The organism is Rhodococcus sp. MS13 (assembly GCF_013277835.1).
Classification (GTDB): Bacteria; Actinomycetota; Actinomycetes; order Mycobacteriales; family Mycobacteriaceae; genus Rhodococcus_F; species Rhodococcus_F erythropolis.
Window position 1 is genome coordinate 143,519 of record NZ_VBTL01000002.1, and the last position, 18,339, is coordinate 161,857.

Annotated in this window: 20 protein-coding genes; 17 read left to right on the forward strand and 3 right to left on the reverse strand. The window is 63.3% G+C overall.

Annotation, left to right across the window (positions count from 1 at the left end; genetic code table 11):
- Positions 1-24: 24 nt before the first annotated feature.
- The gene (locus FEZ59_RS03090; protein WP_029537491.1) at positions 25-639 is read left to right on the forward strand and encodes a DUF2510 domain-containing protein; all 615 of its coding nucleotides are present in this window, start codon (positions 25-27) and stop codon (positions 637-639) included.
- A gap of 358 nt (positions 640-997) precedes the next feature.
- Here the strand turns inward: FEZ59_RS03090 and FEZ59_RS03095 are convergent, their stop codons facing one another.
- Together FEZ59_RS03095 and FEZ59_RS03100 are read right to left on the reverse strand one after the other, a co-directional pair.
- The gene (locus tag FEZ59_RS03095; protein WP_172932230.1) at positions 998-2,407 is read right to left on the reverse strand and encodes an acyl-CoA synthetase; all 1,410 of its coding nucleotides are present in this window, start codon (positions 2,405-2,407) and stop codon (positions 998-1,000) included.
- 28 nt (positions 2,408-2,435) lie between these two features.
- Complete coding sequence (locus FEZ59_RS03100) at positions 2,436-3,776, reverse strand: SLC13 family permease (RefSeq protein ID WP_070796406.1); 1,341 nt, start codon at positions 3,774-3,776, stop codon at positions 2,436-2,438.
- A 99-nt stretch (positions 3,777-3,875) separates the two neighbouring features.
- Between FEZ59_RS03100 and FEZ59_RS03105 the strand changes: the two genes are divergently transcribed.
- From FEZ59_RS03105 to FEZ59_RS03170, 14 genes are all read left to right on the forward strand, one after another.
- Positions 3,876-4,523, forward strand: coding sequence for a GntR family transcriptional regulator (locus tag FEZ59_RS03105; protein WP_172932231.1), 648 nt, complete (start codon positions 3,876-3,878; stop codon positions 4,521-4,523).
- A gap of 267 nt (positions 4,524-4,790) precedes the next feature.
- On the forward strand, positions 4,791-7,370 hold the full coding sequence (gene ftsH, locus FEZ59_RS03110) for an ATP-dependent zinc metalloprotease FtsH (protein ID WP_134998458.1): 2,580 nt from the start codon (positions 4,791-4,793) through the stop codon (positions 7,368-7,370).
- A 59-nt stretch (positions 7,371-7,429) separates the two neighbouring features.
- Positions 7,430-8,047: a GTP cyclohydrolase I FolE gene (gene folE / locus FEZ59_RS03115; RefSeq protein WP_019746783.1), complete on the forward strand. Its 618-nt coding sequence runs from the start codon at positions 7,430-7,432 to the stop codon at positions 8,045-8,047.
- 5 nt (positions 8,048-8,052) lie between these two features.
- Positions 8,053-8,913 carry a dihydropteroate synthase gene (folP, locus tag FEZ59_RS03120; RefSeq protein WP_172932363.1) on the forward strand — a complete coding sequence of 287 codons (861 nt, stop codon included), beginning with the start codon at positions 8,053-8,055 and terminating at the stop codon, positions 8,911-8,913.
- Between the two features lies 1 nt (position 8,914).
- A complete protein-coding gene (folB, locus tag FEZ59_RS03125) occupies positions 8,915-9,280 on the forward strand; it encodes a dihydroneopterin aldolase (RefSeq protein WP_019746785.1) in 366 nt (121 codons plus the stop codon).
- Positions 9,277-9,780: a 2-amino-4-hydroxy-6-hydroxymethyldihydropteridine diphosphokinase gene (gene folK, locus FEZ59_RS03130; RefSeq protein ID WP_019746786.1), complete on the forward strand. Its 504-nt coding sequence runs from the start codon at positions 9,277-9,279 to the stop codon at positions 9,778-9,780. Before folB ends, folK begins: the two co-directional genes overlap by 4 nt.
- 17 nt (positions 9,781-9,797) lie before the next feature.
- Positions 9,798-10,265: a DUF3180 domain-containing protein gene (locus FEZ59_RS03135; RefSeq protein WP_153213529.1), complete on the forward strand. Its 468-nt coding sequence runs from the start codon at positions 9,798-9,800 to the stop codon at positions 10,263-10,265.
- A 68-nt stretch (positions 10,266-10,333) separates the two neighbouring features.
- Positions 10,334-11,464, forward strand: a complete 1,131-nt coding sequence (locus tag FEZ59_RS03140) for a DUF6779 domain-containing protein (protein WP_202022441.1) — start codon at positions 10,334-10,336, stop codon at positions 11,462-11,464.
- A gap of 110 nt (positions 11,465-11,574) precedes the next feature.
- Positions 11,575-12,516: a DUF2520 domain-containing protein gene (locus tag FEZ59_RS03145; RefSeq protein WP_172932232.1), complete on the forward strand. Its 942-nt coding sequence runs from the start codon at positions 11,575-11,577 to the stop codon at positions 12,514-12,516.
- Positions 12,509-13,441 (forward strand): pantoate--beta-alanine ligase, encoded by a 933-nt coding sequence (gene panC, locus FEZ59_RS03150; protein ID WP_170320391.1) that lies wholly within the window; start codon positions 12,509-12,511, stop codon positions 13,439-13,441. The genes FEZ59_RS03145 and panC overlap by 8 nt, the downstream gene beginning before the upstream one ends.
- 27 nt (positions 13,442-13,468) lie before the next feature.
- Positions 13,469-13,915 (forward strand): aspartate 1-decarboxylase, encoded by a 447-nt coding sequence (gene panD / locus FEZ59_RS03155; RefSeq protein ID WP_003945761.1) that lies wholly within the window; start codon positions 13,469-13,471, stop codon positions 13,913-13,915.
- Between the two features lie 3 nt (positions 13,916-13,918).
- Positions 13,919-14,734 carry a type III pantothenate kinase gene (locus FEZ59_RS03160; protein ID WP_019746791.1) on the forward strand — a complete coding sequence of 272 codons (816 nt, stop codon included), beginning with the start codon at positions 13,919-13,921 and terminating at the stop codon, positions 14,732-14,734.
- A gap of 261 nt (positions 14,735-14,995) precedes the next feature.
- Positions 14,996-15,514: a cysteine dioxygenase family protein gene (locus FEZ59_RS03165; protein WP_019746792.1), complete on the forward strand. Its 519-nt coding sequence runs from the start codon at positions 14,996-14,998 to the stop codon at positions 15,512-15,514.
- The gene (locus tag FEZ59_RS03170) at positions 15,511-15,933 is read left to right on the forward strand and encodes a rhodanese-like domain-containing protein (RefSeq protein WP_003945445.1); all 423 of its coding nucleotides are present in this window, start codon (positions 15,511-15,513) and stop codon (positions 15,931-15,933) included. The genes FEZ59_RS03165 and FEZ59_RS03170 overlap by 4 nt, the downstream gene beginning before the upstream one ends.
- 21 nt (positions 15,934-15,954) lie before the next feature.
- Here the strand turns inward: FEZ59_RS03170 and FEZ59_RS03175 are convergent, their stop codons facing one another.
- Entirely contained in the window at positions 15,955-16,914 is a 960-nt protein-coding gene (locus FEZ59_RS03175) for an AraC family transcriptional regulator (protein ID WP_172932233.1), read from the reverse strand.
- An 80-nt stretch (positions 16,915-16,994) separates the two neighbouring features.
- On the opposite strand from FEZ59_RS03175, the gene FEZ59_RS03180 reads away from it, so the two are divergent.
- The gene (locus tag FEZ59_RS03180; protein ID WP_069147010.1) at positions 16,995-17,828 is read left to right on the forward strand and encodes an NAD(P)H-binding protein; all 834 of its coding nucleotides are present in this window, start codon (positions 16,995-16,997) and stop codon (positions 17,826-17,828) included.
- Positions 17,825-18,328 (forward strand): anthrone oxygenase family protein, encoded by a 504-nt coding sequence (locus FEZ59_RS03185; protein ID WP_172932234.1) that lies wholly within the window; start codon positions 17,825-17,827, stop codon positions 18,326-18,328. Before FEZ59_RS03180 ends, FEZ59_RS03185 begins: the two co-directional genes overlap by 4 nt.
- The last annotated feature ends 11 nt before the right edge of the window (positions 18,329-18,339 follow it).

Here is an 18,339-nt window from a genome sequence, read left to right on the forward strand (position 1 = left end):
ATCCAGGAATGAAGGAGCACGACGATGTCCGAGCCATCTGACCAGATACCCGCGGGCTGGTACCCAGATCCAGCGGGCGGTCAACGTTACTGGGATGGGACAAAGTGGCTACCCCTGCCTGCGCCGGATTCGAAGGACTCGCCCACATCGCGAAAGCGGCCACCGAAGAAGGTTTTGATAGCGGCGCTGGCGATTGTTCTTCTCGCGGCGGTCGGCGGGACAGTCTGGAAACTGTCCCATGATTCCAACGTGAAGGCTGAGCGGGATGCAGCGGCAGCGGCGGTTCAGTTGGCGGCCGATGAAGAAGCTGCCCGCGTTGCCGCCGAAAAATCCGCTCAGGAGAGTAAGGATGCTAGCGAACGCGCCCGACGTATCTTGGCGGTGACCAATATTGAAAGCAGCGTCAAGACAATGGCTGAGGATCACGTTACGAAAGGGTTTATGGACGGTCCGATTATTTCGGTGTCCTGTTCCCCTGTCGGGGGTGGTTCGACTGATGACCTATCTGAAAAAACCACGGTCTTTGAGTGCTTCGCAGCCAACGAGAATAAGGGCGACGGCATGATGAGTGGATACAAGTACCACGCGACGATGAACTGGAGTTCTGGAGAGTTCACCTACGGACTTGGGAAGCCCTGATTCGTAAGGCATCGAATCCCTTGGACGCTTACCGTCGAAGAGATGCTGCAATCGAGTTCACGGGCGGTAGGTAGTTATCTAGCTCAGCTTCGTTTGGTTTCAAGGTTGATGGCTGACTTTGACCTACGCAGGGAGCTGGCAAGGTAACCATCCTCGTAGAGGGTGCGATCGGGTCCTCGGCGATTCGTGAAAACGAAAAGACTTCCGCGAGTGACGGGGCAGCCTGGCGGCAAACTGTGCGAGTGCGAGTGAGAACCTTGAGGCGCATCGGTGCTGTACCGCCGTCTCGATGCTGGTATCGGGTGCGGTCGTGCAGAACTCACGACCGCACCGCGTCGATTGCGCAAGCGAGTTGCCTTCAGAGCGTCAGCAGCTTCTTCTGGACTTTGCCCATAGCGTTGCGGGGCAAGCTGTCCACCAGACAAACCTGGCGTGGGCGCTTGTGGATCGACAGCGATTCGGCGACGAAGTCCGAAACCACCGCGCAGTCGGCTACGTCTCCGACGATGAAGGCGACTATGCGTTGGCCGAGGTCGTCGTCCGGCACACCGACGACGGCGGCCTCGCGAACGCCGGGGTATGCCAGAAGTGCCTGTTCCACCTCGCCTGCACCGATGCGGTATCCACCGGACTTGATCATGTCGACCGACTCGCGGCCGACGATGCGGTGGAATCCGCTGTCGTCGATCACCGCGATGTCGCCGGTGCGGAACCAGCCGTCCTCGGTCATGGATTCCGCTGTCTTCGAGGGGTTCCCGAGGTACTCGTCGAAGAGCACGGCTCCCGCAACTTCCAGTTGCCCAAGCTGCTCTCCGTCGTGCGCCGACAATTCGCCGTTCTCGCCGCGCAACCTCGTCCTGACTCCGGGAACAGCGTGCCCGACCCAACCCGGGCGACGTTCGCCGTCGTGCGTCGTGCTGACGGTGATGAGGGTTTCACTCATTCCGTAGCGCTCGACGGGAGCCAACCCGGTCAGCGATTTCATCCGCTCGAACAAAGGAACCGGAAGTGGTGCACTTCCGGACACGAGCAAGCGGGCGGATCGCAATGCTGCCGCCGCCGAGGGACCACCGCACACGCGTGACCAGACAGTCGGAACACCGAAGTACAACGAGCCGCCCGCTGCGGCATACGAATCCGGAGTTGGTCTGACGGTATGAATCAGCGGTGAACCGACGCGCAAGGCGCCCAACACGCCGAGAATCAACCCGTGGACGTGGAAGAGGGGAAGTCCGTGGACGAGTGTGTCCTCTGGAGTCCAATTCCACACGTGGGCAAGTGCGTCGAGATCTGCTGCGATCGCTGCTCGCGAGAGGACGACGCCTTTCGGCGCTCCGGTGGTTCCTGAGGTGTACATGATCAGTGCGGTAGCTGCCGCGCTCGGTTCGGGATAGGACGTCGCAGATCGCGCGTGAATATCGATGGGAATCAACGGGATACTCGAATCCGACGGTCCGTCTCCGAGTATCAGTTCGGCCTGGGAATCGGCGATGATGTGCTGACGTTCGAGCGGGCCGGAGTCCGGTGGGATCGGGACCACGGCAACACCGGCGATCAGCGCGCCGGCGACGGCGACCACTGTCTCGAGGCCGGCGGCGGCTTGTACTGCCACTCGCTGTGCACCGTGGATTCGATCGGCGACCGCGGTGGCGGCGGCCAACAAGTCGGCGCGAGAGAGGGTCGCGCCTTCGCCGAAGGTGACCGCAGCCTCGTGGTCGTCGAAGATGCGAGGGTCGAGGGAGCGCAGAAGTGTGGATTCGCTGTTCATCGCGAGTTCCCTTTCTTTGAGCGAAGATTCAGACGGACCAGGGAACAACGAACAGCAACCAGGCGAGAATCGGCGTCACCACCATGATGGTCATGCCCCACCGCATCGTCAGCCCGAACACCACGTCGCGTTCTTCCGGAGCGGCGTTCGCCACCACCAGCGCGCCGTTGGTCGAGAACGGACTGCAATCGACCAGAGACGACGAGATTGCCAGTGCGATAACCAGGCCGGTTGCATTGACCTGGCCGGTCATGAGGAAGGGAATTGCCAAAGGGATAAGTGCACCGAGGATTCCGGTGGTGGATGCAAACGCCGACACGATCGCGCCGATCAGACAGATCAGGAACGCCGCGAGAAGTGGAATGCCCACGTGAGCTACCGAATCCCCGAGCCACTGGACGGTGTTTTGGTTCTGCAATAGGGCCACGTATGTGACGATTCCGCCGATGAGGAGCACGGTGCCCCAGCTGATCTTGTCGACGGCCCCGCGGGCGGAGGCCGGGAAGATCAGGGTGAGAAGTACCGCGACGGTCAGTGCGGTGAATCCGACGTCGAGGTCGAAGACCAAGGCGCCGAGTGCAAGTGACGCCAGTCCGAGCAGGGTGAGTCGCCGCTCGAGATTGAGTGCTCCCTCGTGCGGAGCGGTCCCAACCGAGGACTTGCCGCCACCCTTCGAACTGTCGCCGGAACCCGAACCGGTGATGGTGTCGCCACCGCCCGAAGCGTTGCCGACTGCGCTGACAAGCACGCGCTCCGAGGCGCCGCGTGCAATCAATGCGCGACCGCCGAACGAGACGTACGCGATTGCGGCAACAACGGCTGCGGCCGCGAAGGTCGAGACGAACAGCAAGGCCGGGCTGGACGGGAGGCCGTTCTGGCGCATGACGTCGTTGGTGATCACACCGAAGATTCCGATAGGGGAGAAGCTGCCCGCCGTTGCGCCCTGGACGACCATGAAGCCCATCAGCATGGGGTGGATCCGGTAGCGGGTGGCGAAGCCCATTGCCACGGGCGCGATGATGGCGACGGCAGCGGGACTGACCGCGCCCATGGCGGTGACGGCCGCGCACACCGCGAACATCGCCCACGGCACGAGGGCCACTCGTCCTCTGACCGCACGGACCGCCGCGTGAATGATCCAGTCGACCGTGCCGTTGTTTCTGGCCAGCGCGAACAGGTAGGTGACGCCGACCAGGATGACGAAGAGGCTGGCCGGGAAGCCGTCGAGGATCTCGCTGGTATCGACAGTGAAGACCAGTGTTCCGACGACGAAGGCAGCCACCAGGGCAAGCGCACCCATGTTCACCGACCTCACGGTGGATATGACGAACACCAGGACAAGTACTGACAGGGCTATGACATTTGCCATCGAACTCTCAATCCGTTCGCGACCAGCTTGTGGTCTGCATCACTTGGAATTGGCCTAGCCTCTCTGCCACTGCTCCATTTGTCAAGTACACTCCGAGGCATGAATTCGACGTCATCGCCCGGCTCGCGCTCGGGCCTGCCCGGACGATTGAAGCGTCCGCGTCTGTATGAGCAGTTGGCCGAGCACATTTCGAATTTCATCGAGGCTCAAGGCCTTTCGCCCGGCGATCGGCTTCCTCCCGAACGCAGCCTGGCTGCCGAACTCGGCGTGAGTCGAGCGTCGCTGGCTCAAGCGCTCGTGGCCCTCGAGATTCGGGGCAGAGTCGAAATCCAGCACGGTAACGGTGCGGTGATTCGCGAAGCTCCGACGCCCGACGCGGGTAGGTCTGCAGACTCGGGAGTGCGGTTGCAAGACCGAACCGTCGACGAACTGACTGCTGCCAGGGAAGCGATCATGGCCGGCCTGGCTCGGGCGGCGGCGTCGAATCCCAACGCTGCGCTTCGGGTCGCGATGTTGACCGACGACGGGACCGCGAGAAACTTCGCCGAGACATGGCGCTGCGTCAGGCACCTGGCCGGTGGCGGCTTATTGGCTGATCTCGACGACACCATCGCCAAGCAGGCGGACGTGCCCGAGTCCTCGGCGCGACTGTCTGCGCGACTCGATCAGCTCGCGCACCGGATCATCGACGGTGACCAATCGGGCGCCGCTGACTCTGTTGCGGGAATCCTCTCCGAAACGGCCTGACGAATAACGACGGACGAGCGTCGGAAAAGCGCACGATAACCACTATGAGCATGTTCGCTCACAGGAAACTGTGCTGCGACGTAGCCCGGGAACCTGATCGGCAATGCGCACGTTGAACACAGTGACGACCGTTCCAACCAAGCGGCACGGCCGCTGGCGGGCATCGATGGGGCCGATCGCGGTAACCTGCAGGTGTCCGGTTGGCAGCCGGAAGGCGACCTGGCAGACCCGCACTCTCGAAAGGACCGGCCACATCGGCCGACCTGTATGAACCGTAAGACTGTGTTCCGTAACGTGCTACTCGTAGCCGTCGTGCTGTTGGTGATCTATGCCTTCAGCTACTTCAGCAACGACACCCGCGACTTCAAGACCGTCGACACCTCGGTCGCGATATCCCAACTCGACGCCAAGAATGTTGAGTCGGCGCAGATCGACGACCGTGAGCAGCAGGTTCGTCTGTGGCTCAAGAACGGCAACGACGCCACCGACGGTAAGACGCAGATCCTGGCGAAGTACCCCGCGAGTGCGTCGGAGCAGATCTTCGACAAGGTCGAAGGCGCCGGAGCGGACAAGTTCAACACGACGGTCACTCAGGAGAGTTGGCTGACGTCGATCCTTCTGTTCGTGCTGCCGATGATCATTCTGTTCGGCATCTTCTTCTTCGTCATGAACCGGATGCAGGGCGGCGGTGGTCGCGGCGGAGTCATGGGATTCGGTAAGTCGAAGGCCAAGCAGCTCACCAAGGACATGCCGAAAACCACGTTCGCCGACGTCGCCGGTGCGGACGAGGCTGTCGAAGAGCTGTACGAGATCAAGGACTTCCTGCAGAACCCGGCTCGCTACCAGGCGCTCGGCGCCAAGATTCCGCGCGGTGTGCTGCTGTACGGCCCTCCCGGAACCGGTAAGACGCTGCTCGCTCGCGCTGTCGCAGGCGAAGCCGGCGTCCCGTTCTTCACCATCTCCGGTTCGGACTTCGTCGAGATGTTCGTCGGTGTCGGTGCTTCGCGTGTTCGCGACATGTTCGAGCAGGCCAAGCAGAACAGCCCCTGCATCATCTTCGTCGACGAGATCGACGCAGTCGGTCGTCAGCGCGGCGCAGGACTGGGCGGCGGACACGACGAGCGCGAGCAGACGCTCAACCAGCTGCTCGTCGAGATGGACGGCTTCGGTGATCGCACCGGCATCATCTTGATCGCCGCAACCAACCGCCCCGACATCCTCGACCCCGCACTGCTGCGTCCGGGACGCTTCGATCGCCAGATTCCGGTCGGCGCCCCCGACCTCGCCGGTCGCCGTGCGATCCTGCGAGTGCACTCGCAGGGCAAGCCGATCGATCCCAACGCCGATCTCGAAGGCCTCGCCAAGCGGACCGTCGGAATGTCGGGCGCCGATCTTGCGAACGTCATCAACGAGGCTGCGCTGCTCACCGCACGCGAAAACGGGACCGTCATCACCGAAGCCTCGCTCGAGGAATCGGTGGACCGTGTTGTCGGTGGACCGCGGCGTAAGAGTCGCATCATCAGCGAGCACGAGAAGAAGATCACGGCGTACCACGAGGGCGGTCACACGCTGGCTGCTTGGGCAATGCCTGACATCGAGCCGGTCTACAAGGTCACGATCCTCGCTCGCGGTCGCACCGGCGGTCACGCGATGACCGTGCCCGAAGACGACAAGGGTTTGATGACGCGTTCCGAGATGATCGCCCGTCTCGTCATGGCAATGGGTGGACGCGCCGCCGAGGAGCTGGTGTTCCACGAGCCCACCACCGGAGCGTCGTCCGATATCGACATGGCGACCAAGATCGCACGCGCGATGGTCACCGAATACGGCATGAGTGCCAAGCTCGGCGCGGTTCGCTACGGACAGGAGGGCGGGGATCCGTTCCTCGGCCGTTCGATGGGCGTTCAGTCCGACTACTCGCACGAGATCGCCCGCGAAATCGACGAGGAGGTGCGCAACCTCATCGAGGCGGCGCACACCGAAGCGTGGGCCATCCTCAACGAGTACCGCGATGCGCTCGACCTCATCGCTACCGAACTGCTCGAGCGTGAGACGTTGACTCGCAAGGACCTCGAGAAGATCCTTGCCGGCGTCGAAAAGCGTCCGCGTATCACGGCTTTCAACGATTTCGGTGGGCGCACGCCTTCGGATCGTCCGCCGGTGAAGACTCCTCGCGAACTCGCGATCGAGCGCGGCGAAACGTGGCCGGAGCCCGCTGCTGCACCTGTTCTCGTCAAGGCAGGCGCACCCAGCAGCGGCGCACCCAACAGCGGTGCACCCAACGGCGGTGTCCCCAACAACGGTGGTCTCCCCAACAACGGCAACCAGGGACCCTCGAACGGCTACGCACAGCCCTCGTACCCGCAGCCGAGTGCTCCGCAGCAGACTCCGCAACCGGGAACACCCGACTACGGAGCGCCCGCCGGATGGTCGGCACCGGGTTGGCCTCCGCGTGAGAACCCGTCGCCGACGTACCCCGGACAGCAGTCGGGTGGGTACACCGGTGGACAGAATCCGACCCCGCCGAACCAGTCGCAGGGCCAGTACGGTCAGCCCCAACACGGTCAGCCCCAGCCCGATCAGGGGCAGTACGGTCAACCGCACCCGGGACAGCAGGCGTACCCCGAGCAGCCGCACCCCGGCCGCCGTTACCCCGCGCAGCCCGATTACCCGGTGCAGTACCCGGACGGTGGACCCTTCGCCGATCCGAACCGGGGAAACCCGACCGGCGAAAACCAGTGGCAGAGCCCCGCACCGGAACAGCCGCAGACTCCGCCGCCGCATCATTCGGCTGAGGACGACGGCCCGAGCACCGCTCGCTGGGACGGACCGGACGGATCCCGCTGACCTTGCGCCACTAGGCTCTGCGGCGGGGGACCTGTGAACAATTCTCGAGGAGAGTTCGGTTGTCGGTGAATGATGTGGCCAGTGAACTGGTGTCGCTCGGAACGGGCCGCCCGTTCGATCAGGCGCGGGCAGAGGCTGCCGTACGGGAATTGTTGATCGCGGTCGGTGAAGATCCGGAGCGCCCAGGCCTGCTCGATACGCCGGCCAGGGTTGCGCGCTCGTACAAGGAGATCTTCGCGGGTCTGTACTCCGAGCCCGACGACGCGTTGAACACAACTTTCGACGAGGGTCACCAGGAATTGGTGCTCGTGCGAGACATTCCGATGTTCTCGACGTGCGAGCACCACCTGGTGTCCTTCCACGGTGTTGCTCACGTTGGCTACATCCCGGGAAAGTCGGGCAAGGTCACCGGTTTGTCGAAGCTCGCGCGCGTCGTCGATCTGTACGCCAAGCGTCCGCAGGTTCAAGAACGCCTGACCAGCCAGATCGCGGATGCTTTGATGCGCAAGCTCGACCCGCGTGGAGCCATCGTCGTCATCGAAGCCGAGCACCTCTGCATGGCGATGCGCGGTATCCGCAAGCCTGGAGCCAGCACGACCACGTCAGCGGTTCGTGGGCTCCTGCAATCCAGCGCGGCCTCACGGTCCGAAGCGCTGGACCTCATCCTTCGTAAGTGAGCGAGATGTCCGCGGCTCCCGTTGCAGGTAGCGATCCGGCCCGGATGGTCGTGATGGGGATTCTGAACGTCACCGCCGATTCGTTTTCCGACGGTGGTCAATTTCTCGATCGTGACGCGGCGATCGCTCGCGGGCTCGAACTGCAACGCATAGGCGTCGACATCGTCGACGTCGGCGGCGAGTCGACGCGCCCCGGAGCCACCCGCGTCGATCCGAAACTCGAGGCGGACCGTATTGCCCCGGTGATCGAAGAACTCGTGGCAGCCGGAATTCGTGTCAGCGTCGACACGATGCGTGCTTCCGTCGCCGCCGCCGCGATCGAAGCGGGCGCAGGCATCGTCAACGACGTGTCGGGCGGTCGCGCAGACCCCGACATGGCATCCGTTGTGGCCGACGCCGGAGTGCCCTGGATCCTCATGCATTGGCGCTCGGCCGGTGACTACGTCCATCGTGGCAGCGCCGATCACTACGACGACGTGGTCCGCGACGTCCGTGACGAACTGCTGTCGCAGGTCGATCTGGCGTTGAAAGCAGGGGTCGATTCGTCGTCGATCATCCTCGACCCCGGCCTCGGGTTCGCGAAGAACGCCGACCACAACTGGGCCCTGTTGCGAGCACTACCCGAGTTCAACGCGACCCGATTCCCGATACTGGTCGGCGCTTCCCGCAAGCGGTTCCTGGGGTCTCTGCTCAGCGATCCCGACGGCAATCCCCGTCCGCCTGGTGGCCGCGAGACTGCGACGGCCGTGGTCTCGGCCCTTGCAGCACGTGAGGGCGCCTGGGGCGTTCGGGTGCACGACGCACAAGCCTCGCTCGACGCCATTGCCGTGGTCGACGCCTGGAACCGTGGACGAGAAAGGGCCTGACATGGGGGACCGAATCGAATTGCGCGGGCTGAAGGTTCGCGGCAATCACGGAGTGTTCGACCACGAGAAGCGTGACGGTCAGGACTTCTTCATCGACATCACCGTGTGGATGGACTTGGCTCCCGCCGCGGCGTCGGACGATCTGACCCATACCCTGCACTACGGCGAGTTGGCGGAAGCCGCCGCAGCCATCGTCGCCGGCCCATCGCGCGATCTCATCGAGACCGTCGCCGCTGAGATCGCCGACGACGTCATGAAAGATTCGCGAGTCGAGAGCGTCGAGGTCGTGGTCCACAAACCGTCGGCACCGATTCCGCTGGTTTTTGCGGACGTCGCCGTCGTCGCACATCGGACCAGATCGGCATGACGCGCGCTGTTCTGTCGATCGGTTCCAACATCGGCGACAGCGTGGCTCACCTGCAGTCCGTTGTCGACGGGTTGGGCAGCGCCGTCGTTGCTGTCTCACCGGTCTACTCGACGGCGCCGTGGGGTGGCGTCGAGCAGCAGGATTTTTACAACGCGGTGGTGGTGGTCGACGATCCCGAGGCCGACGCCGCTGAGTGGCTTCGCCGGTCGCAAGCTCTCGAAGAAGCTGCAGACCGGGTGCGCGAACAGCGTTGGGGACCCCGGAGCCTGGACGTGGACGTGGTCGACTGCGAAGGCGTCGTCAGTTCCGATCCCGTGCTCACCCTTCCGCATCCGCGAGCGCATCTACGGGCATTCGTGCTCGTTCCCTGGCTGGACGTCGAGCCTGACGCGACGCTGATCGTCGACGGCCAGAAGTTGTCGGTGGCACAAATTCTCGACGGCCTCGATCGCACTGAGCGTGAAGGTGTGCGCACTACCGATGTGGTGCTTGCGCGGTGACCGAAGAAGGTAAGGGTTTGAAGCCGACCCGGATCAGTGAACTCGCGGTTCTGGCTGCGGTTGCCGCTGTGGCGACCTGGATTCTGATTCGCGTGTTCTACGGTTCGATGCCGCCGATCCCTGTTTATGCGGGAGCGTCGCTGTACTTCGTGGCCGTTGCCGAGGCCGTCTTCGCTTTTGTCATTCGTTCGCGCGTCAAGAATCGTCAGGTCGGAGACGGGCTCAGACAGCTTCATCCCATCACCGCCGCCCGAGCGCTGGCATTGGCCAAAGCATCCGCTTTGGTCGGTTCAGCTACCGTCGGTGTCTGGGTCGGAGTGCTGGTGTATCTCATCCCACAACGCTCGGTTCTGCAGGCCGCAGCCTCCGACACGCCGGGCGCGTGGGTGGGGTTGGGCGCCGCAATTGCGCTGGTAGCGGCAGCTCTGTGGCTCGAACATTGTTGCAAGACGCCGGAAGATACACCTGACGAGCCCGCGCACTGACAGCCTGGTCGGCAAATCACCCACCGAGGTACGTGGCGACCCCGGTCTCGGCAAGTACCCTGGCAACCATGACAAATTCTGGTCGATCGAAGTCTGCGCGCCGAAGCAAGCGCAGCGCGAGCCAGATGATCATTGCTGCTCTTCTGGCACTTGCTGTCATTGCTTCGCTGTTTCTGATCTTCAGCAACAGCGTTCAGCTTCTTCGGGTGGGACTGGTCGTCGCTCTGTGGGCAGCCACCCTCGGCGCTATCGCCATGACCAAGTATCGGCGTGAGTCGGCACTGGACAAAGCCAAGGTTGCCGATCTGCAGACCGTGTACGAACTGCAGCTCGAACGTGAAATTTCGGCTCGACGTGAGTACGAACTGAGCGTCGAAGGTCGCGTGCGACGTGAGGTGACCGCGGACGCGGAGGAACTGGCCGGGCTGCGCGCCGAATTGGTGGCGCTGCGCCGAAACCTCGAAGCACTGTTCGAAGGTGGACTGCTGCCCGAACAGACCGCGCTCAAGACCGATTCCACGCGAGTACCGGAACTTGGCGGTAGTTCGTACGGCGCGTACCAGCCGGCACCGTCGGGGCTGTACGTTCCCGGCGCCGGCCAGAACGGACCCAGCCAACCGGCACCGAACGTCGGCGGCTTGGCATCGCCCAACGACGATCCGGTGACTGCTGAGACAACCGTCGTGTTCGCGGAGACGTCGTGGCGTGACAGCAGCTTCGTGGCGCCGCGCGTCATACCGACGCAGAAGCCACAAGAGACGCAGAAGCCACAAGAGACGCAGAAGCCACAAGAGACGCAGAAGCCGCAGAATCAGAGCAGGAACCAGGCACCGAAGAGTTCCCCGGTGGGTTCCACACAGGCACGAACGGTGAAAGGCGTTCCGGTGGAGAAGGATCCGGAGCCGGTCGCGCCCGTCGAGCCTGAAGTCAAGGCTCCCGCCCAGGCCCCGAACATCGAAGACGCCGTCATCGAAGACGCTGTCGTCGAAGAGGCGCGCGAGGTTGTTCCCGAGATTGTCACGGAGGCTGAACCCGCTGCGGAGCCTGACGCAGAGCCGCGCCGTCGTCGTCGCGCTGCCCCGGAAGATGCCGCGAGCGGTGCTCATTCCAACGGATTGACCGTCGCCGAAATAATGGCGAACCTGAGTTCGAGCAACCCGTCCGAAGGCTCCGGTCGACGTCGTCGCCGAGAGGACTGAGTCGCAGATCACTCGCCCGGCCATGGCATGACGGTTCGGGCGAAGGATATCCTCGGACGCAGAACGTCTGGTACCCGCCGAGCGGGACTGGAACGAACGAGAGGAATCCGGTGACTTCCTTCGGGATCACTAATGGGCCTGCACCTGCGCGATTGACGGTAGGAATTGTCTCAGCAGGACGGGTCGGAACAGCTGTCGGTGCCGCATTGGAGCGAGCCGGTCATGTTGTCAGCGCTTGCTCCGCCGTCTCCAGTGCCTCGGTCGCCCGCGCTGTGAAGCGGCTTCCCGATACCGAAATTCTTCCGGCTGCCGACGTCGCAGCTCGCTCCGAACTGCTGATTCTCGCCGTTCCTGACGACCAGCTTGCGGATCTTGTGCGAGGTCTCGCGGCCACCCACGCCGTCAAGCCGGGCACGCTCGTCGCCCACACGTCCGGTGCCAACGGCATCGCGATCCTGACTCCGCTCACCGAACTCGGCGCGCTGCCCTTGGCTATCCATCCGGCGATGACGTTCACCGGTCACGACGAGGACACCGCACGGCTGTCGTCGGCATGCTTCGGAATCACTGCTGCCGACGACATCGGTTACGCGATCGCGCAGTCACTGGTCCTCGAGATCGGCGGCGAGCCCGTCCGAGTGCGCGAGGAGAACCGCGCGCTCTACCACGCGGCACTGGCTCACGGCAGTAATCACCTGGTCACGCTCGTGGTCGACGCCGTCGAGGCGCTGCGAGCGTCGTTGCAAGGTGACGAGCTGCTCGGTCAACAGTTGGTCGACGGAGATCCGGGTGGAGTGGCCGAGCGTGTCCTGCAGCCGCTGCTGTCGGCGGCCTTGGACAACGCGCTACGACGCGGTCCCTCGGCGTTGACCGGTCCGGTGGCACGCGGCGACGCTGCTGCCGTCGACACACATTTGCGCGTACTGACAGAACTGGATCCGGAGCTCGCTGCCGGCTATCGGGCGATGTCCTTGCGATCGGCCCAGCGGGTGGGCGCCCCCACCGAATTGTTCGACATCTTGACTGAAACGGGAGGTGACCGTCGTGAGTGATCTGCAGGGCGGATACAAGCGCGGCGAACTGACGGTGCACCACGATCCGGACAAGCTTCGGCGCGTCTCGCGGGCACTGCGAGGTGTCGGGCGTCAGGTGGCGCTCGTTCCGACGATGGGTGCGCTGCATGCCGGCCATATCGAGTTGGTTCGTCAGGCCAAGGTCACCGGCGCCGTCGTGATCGTTTCCATCTTCGTGAACCCGCTCCAGTTCGGTGCGGGCGAAGACCTGGACGCGTACCCGCGCACTCTCGATGCGGATCTCGACCTGCTTCGCGCCGAGGGCGTCGAATTGGTGTTCGCGCCGAGCGCCAAGACGATGTACCCGCGGGGCCAGCGCACCACCATCGTGCCGGGCCCGTTGGGTAGCGAACTCGAAGGCGGAGCGCGCCCCACTCACTTCGCCGGAATGCTGACGGTTGTGGCGAAGCTGCTCCAGATCGCGGCACCCAATCACGCGTACTTCGGTGAGAAGGACTACCAGCAGCTGACGCTCATCCGTCAGATGGTGTGGGATCTCAACTTCGATGTACAGATCATCGGAGTTCCGACGGTCCGCGAGTTCGACGGCCTCGCGTTGTCCTCTCGCAATCGCTACCTCGACGAGGGCCAGCGCGCCGCAGCGGTCGCGCTGTCCGCTGCTCTGATCGCCGGTGCACACGCGGCGTCCGGGGGAGCGGAAGCAATTCTGGAAACCGCACGCGCTGTTCTGGCAGCTGTTCCGGAAATCGAGGTCGACTACCTCGAGGTTCGGGGCGTCGATCTGGGCCCCGCGCCCGAGAGAGGTGACGGCCGACTGTTGGTGGCCGCCAAGCTCGGAACCACCCGTTTGATCGACAACGTCGGTGTCGCGGTGGGAACCGGGTTCCTCGAGCGTGACACCGACCCATCCGCCGACGCCATCGACGACCTGCTGTCTCACTGAGCACTTTTCACGAGTAAGGACCTGGATATGTTTCGCACAATGATGAAGTCGAAGATCCACCGCGCCACCGTGACTCACGCCGACCTGCATTACGTCGGCTCCGTCACCGTCGACCAGGATCTGATGGACGCCGCAGACCTCCTCGAGGGTGAACAGGTGTGCATCGTCGACATCGACAACGGTGCGCGTCTCGAGACGTACGTCATCGCCGGCGAGCGCGGAACCGGTGTCATCGGAATCAACGGTGCGGCAGCGCATCTGGTCAAGCCGGGCGACCTGGTAATCCTCATCGCCTATGGCGTGATGAACGAGCAGGAAGTCAAGGAATACTCCCCGCGCGTCGTCTTCGTCGATGCCGACAACAAGCAGATCGAACTCGGCTCAGACCCGGCTCACGCGCCGGAGGGTTCGGGTCTGATCACCCCGCGCATGCTGTCGACACTCGAGGCCTCGCGCGAATCCAGCCTGGTGTAATCCATGCTGCTCACGGTCGACGTGCGGAACACCAATATCGTTCTGGGGTTGTTTTCCGGGACTGGTGAGTATTCGAAGCTGTTGCAGGACTGGCGAATGCGAACCGACCCTCGGATGACTGCCGACGAGTTGGCGTTGACCTTCCGTGGGCTGCTGGGTACTCATGTCGATGAGATCACCGGCGTTGCGGCGCTGTCGACAGTGCCGTCCGTCTTGCGTGAAATCCGCGTGATGCTGGAGCGGTACTGGGGTCACGTTCCCCACGTGGTGGTCGAACCGGGTATTCGCACCGGTGTGCCACTGCTGGTGGACAACCCCAAAGAGGTGGGAGCCGACCGGATCGTCAACAGTCTTGCCGCTCACCATCTTTACGAGGGTCCGTGCATTGTCGTGGACTTCGGTACGTCGACCTGTGTCGACGTCGTTTCCGCCAAGGGTGAGTTTCTGGGCGGCTGCATCGCGCCCGGACTCGAGATCTCGACCGATGCCTTGGCGTCGCAGTCCGCTGCGCTGCGCAAGGTCGAATTGGTGCGCCCGCGTTCGGTGGTCGGCAAGAACACCGTCGAATGCATGCAGTCCGGTGCGGTATTCGGCTTTGCCGGCCTCGTTGACGGATTGGTCAACCGCGTACGCGACGAACTGCCGGAGTTCGGTGGTGACGACGTCTCCGTGATCGCAACCGGGGACAGCGCACCGCTGATCATTCCCGAATCCGACACTATCGATCACCTCGAACGGGACCTCACTCTCGAGGGGCTGAGGTTGGTCTTCGAGCGCAATCAGGCGCGTCGTGGATCCGGTCGACGACCGGTCGCCTGATCGATGGTTTCGTTCCAGCAGTTTCGCGATTGCAAAAGTTATGCCACAATGGTGCTCGTGAATCGCTGCATGGGTGCTCAGGAGTGTTGTCGAGGCTGACCGCTGCCTTGACCAATTCACATTCCTTGGAGCTAGCTCGTGCTATCCACATATTCTGCAGATCTCTCTGTTTTGACCCCTACTCTCGCTGCTGATCGTGCTGTTTCCGCAGGTCGTAGCGCTAATCGTGGGGCGTCCGGACGCCGTCCGAGTGGTGCGTCGTTGCCTACCCGCCTTCGCCCGGCCGATTTGCTGCGACTGACCGACGAGGGAGCGAACGGCGTGCTCGACGGCCGTTTCGACCACCTCATTCCCGACGCCTTCCCGACGCTCGATCGTTGGTCCACTCGCCTGCATGCGGACGACGACGTCGATGTGTGGCTCATCAGCTGGGTACCCGAACGCAACACCGAATTGCACGACCACGCAGGTTCGTTCGGCGCATTGACCGTCCTCAGTGGTTCTCTCACCGAATTCCGTTGGGCCGGTGACGCCCTGGTGGAACGCCAGCTCGACGCCGGCGATCAGGCTTCTTTCCCGCTCGGCTGGGTTCACGATGTCGTGCGTTCGACGGATGTTCCTGGTGCTCCGATCGAAATCAGCTCTGATGCACCGACTCTGAGTGTTCACGCTTACTCGCCGCCGCTGACGGCAATGTCCTTCTACGAAGTGACGGATCACCGGACTCTTCGTCGCACCCGTACCGAGCTGACCGACCTGCCCGAGGGGGGCACCAAATGACCATCGACCAAATGCTCGACGACGCTCGCGCACAGATCGATCGTATGTACGTCTTCCAGCTCACCGAAGCCTTCCATCGCGGCGCGATCTTCGTCGACATTCGCCCGCAGGCGCAGCGCGCCATCGAGGGAACCCTCCCCGGTGCACTCGCGATCGAGCGGAACGTTCTCGAGTGGCGTCTCGACCCCACCAGCAGCGCACACCTCGCGTTGGCCACCGACCACGACGTCGAGTGGGTAATCGTCTGCTCCGAGGGCTACACCTCGAGCCTGGCCGCAGCGTCGTTGCAGCAGTTGGGTCTGCACAAGGCCACCGATCTCGTGGGCGGGTACCAGGCGATCAAGGCCGCCGGACTGCTCGGCGCGCTCAGCGGAGTTCGTCATTGCTCCCGCGAGTTGGCGGCGGTTTCGGCTCATTGAGGTATTTGCTGTGCGCCTTTATTAACCGCGGGCGGTTAATAAAGGCGCACAGCGGGTCTGGCGGTAAATCTTCGGGCTCATTCCGTGATGGCGGGTGAAGGCCGTCGTGAGCGCAAAGGGGCTCGAGTAGCCCACTTCTCGCGCGATCGAGGACACCGTTCGTGCCGGGTCTGCGAGTAGATCTGCCGCCACCGACAAGCGCCACTCGGTCAGATAGCCGACGGGTCCGATCCCCATGAGACCGGTGAACCGGCGTGCGAAGGCCGCTCGTGAGCTGCCGGACTCCTGGGCCAGGCTCGCGACCGTCCAGGGGTGTTCCGGCCGATTGTGTATGAGCCGCAAGGCATGCCCGATGACGGGATCCTCGTAGGCCTTGATCCATCGCGGTGATCGATTCGGGTTCTCGGCGAACCACGTACGGGCCGCCGAGATCAGGACCAGGTCCAGGAGCCTGTCCAGCAACACTTCCTGCCCTGGCCCGTCGGCGGCGATCTGTTGTTCCAGAAGGTTTGTCATCGGCGCGGTTTCGATGCTGCGTCGCACTACCGCGACGGGTGTCAGGCTGTCGAGGATCTGACGGCTGACATAAGAGTCCAAACGGTATGTGCCCGTGAGCATGACGGTCTGGCCGCTGGTCGAGTTGCCCCAGGTGCGAACGCCGAGAACTGACATGTCCTCGAGTGGTGATCCGTCGACCGCGGCGCAGTTTTGTGCCTCGTCGATGAGTACGTGGACCGGGGTGTCCGGGTGATCGGCGACCGTATAGGGATCGGGGCCGCGCAGGAGCGCAATGTCGCCGGCCTCGAGATCTTCGGTCTGTCCGGTGTCGGACACGACAACTGCGGTGCCGCGAACCAGAACCAGCACGGTGATCGGTGCGTGGTCTTCGATACGTAATGACCACGGTGGATCGAGCAGCGAGCGCAGCAGAAAAGCGCCCTCCGCCCGCGATCCGGCCAGCATCATCGACAATGCATCCATGTTTCGACGGTAGACGCTGACGTATGTTTTTGCGACCTTCAGCTATGGATCGTATTGCCGCCGCGCGATCGAATGAGTTCATGACGACAACAAGCGACATTCAATCGGCAGTAGTGATCGGTGGTACCGGCAAGACCGGTGCGCGCGTTGCGCAGAGGCTGACGGCGGTGGGAATCCGTACCAGAATCGCGTCGAGAACATCCGGGACGCGTTTCGACTGGAACGATCAGACGACGTGGCAGCCTGCAGTGTCCGGCGTCGACGTGGCATATGTGACGTATGCGCCGGACCTCGCAGTGCCGGAATCGAGCACCCACATCGAGGAACTCGCTGAGCTTGCGTACCGCGAAGGGGTTCGTCGCATGGTGCTCCTGTCCGGGCGCGGTGAACCGGCGGCGCAGAAAGCCGAGCAGGTTCTGGCCGACACCGGTCTGGAATGGGCTGTGGTGCGGGCCAGTTGGTTTGCCCAGAACTTCAGTGAGGGGTATCTACTCGATCCGATTCGGGAAGGCCACCTGGCACTTCCGGTCGGTGAAGTGGGGGAGCCGTTCATCGACGTCGACGATCTCGCTGACGTGGCGGTCGCCGCATTGACTCGAACCGACCTCCTCGGCCGAGTTCTCGAGGTGACGGGTCCGGAGTTGCTCACCTTCGCGGAGGCGGTTGAGGCGATTTCGGCGGCGTCGGGGCGTGCGGTGTCATTCGAAAGAATTGGACTGCAACAGTTTTCCGACGGCATGGCAGAAGTTGGCGTCCCGAGTGATGTCGTGGAGTTGCTCACTTACTTGTTTGCCGAGGTTCTCGACGGACGAAATCAAAGTGTGACCGGCGTCGTCGAAGAGGTCCTGGAACGACCCGCTCGAGATTTCACCACTTTTGCCGCCGAGGCTGCTCGAACGGGGGTCTGGTCGTGAAGAATTCCGAGATCTTCTTGGAGTTGCTCGTCGGCGTGACTGCGCTCGGCGCGCTCGTTGCCGGTGGTGCGTTGTTCGCGTTCTCGTCCTTCGTAATGCCCGCTCTGCGGTCGGTCGATGCACACGCCGCGATCACGTCGATGCAGGCGATCAACGTCGAAGCACCGCGGAGCGCCTTGATGCTGCCCCTCGTCGGATCGGCGCTCACCGCGATCGCCACCGGAATCTGGGCAGCGATCTCCAGACCGGACGGCTGGGTCCTTGCCGTTGTCGGTTGCGTCGGGGTGCTCGCGGCCTTCGCGGTGACAGCGATCTACCACGTCCCCCGCAACGACGCTTTTGCCTCGGTCAGCGCTGCCGATGCAGCCGCATGGGCGTCGTACGAGGTGGGTTGGACGGTGTGGAATCACGTCAGGGTTGCGCTGTACCTCCTGTCGGGAATCGTGCTCGCGGTCGCCGCGGTGCTACCAGCAACAAACGCGGTGGACACGGCCCAGTAGTCTTGTACCCC

Excerpts from the sequence above, each read along its gene's own strand:
- FEZ59_RS03090 (WP_029537491.1), top strand. The coding sequence starts at position 25 with ATGTCCGAGCCATCTGACCAGATACCCGCGGGCTGGTACCCAGATCCA.
- FEZ59_RS03095 (WP_172932230.1), bottom strand. The coding sequence starts at position 2,407 with ATGAACAGCGAATCCACACTTCTGCGCTCCCTCGACCCTCGCATCTTC.
- FEZ59_RS03100 (WP_070796406.1), bottom strand. The coding sequence starts at position 3,776 with ATGGCAAATGTCATAGCCCTGTCAGTACTTGTCCTGGTGTTCGTCATA.
- FEZ59_RS03105 (WP_172932231.1), top strand. The coding sequence starts at position 3,876 with ATGAATTCGACGTCATCGCCCGGCTCGCGCTCGGGCCTGCCCGGACGA.
- ftsH (WP_134998458.1), top strand. The coding sequence starts at position 4,791 with ATGAACCGTAAGACTGTGTTCCGTAACGTGCTACTCGTAGCCGTCGTG.
- folP (WP_172932363.1), top strand. The coding sequence starts at position 8,053 with ATGTCCGCGGCTCCCGTTGCAGGTAGCGATCCGGCCCGGATGGTCGTG.
- folB (WP_019746785.1), top strand. The coding sequence starts at position 8,915 with ATGGGGGACCGAATCGAATTGCGCGGGCTGAAGGTTCGCGGCAATCAC.
- folK (WP_019746786.1), top strand. The coding sequence starts at position 9,277 with ATGACGCGCGCTGTTCTGTCGATCGGTTCCAACATCGGCGACAGCGTG.
- FEZ59_RS03140 (WP_202022441.1), top strand. The coding sequence starts at position 10,334 with ATGACAAATTCTGGTCGATCGAAGTCTGCGCGCCGAAGCAAGCGCAGC.
- panD (WP_003945761.1), top strand. The coding sequence starts at position 13,469 with ATGTTTCGCACAATGATGAAGTCGAAGATCCACCGCGCCACCGTGACT.
- FEZ59_RS03160 (WP_019746791.1), top strand. The coding sequence starts at position 13,919 with ATGCTGCTCACGGTCGACGTGCGGAACACCAATATCGTTCTGGGGTTG.
- FEZ59_RS03170 (WP_003945445.1), top strand. The coding sequence starts at position 15,511 with ATGACCATCGACCAAATGCTCGACGACGCTCGCGCACAGATCGATCGT.
- FEZ59_RS03175 (WP_172932233.1), bottom strand. The coding sequence starts at position 16,914 with ATGGATGCATTGTCGATGATGCTGGCCGGATCGCGGGCGGAGGGCGCT.
- FEZ59_RS03180 (WP_069147010.1), top strand. The coding sequence starts at position 16,995 with ATGACGACAACAAGCGACATTCAATCGGCAGTAGTGATCGGTGGTACC.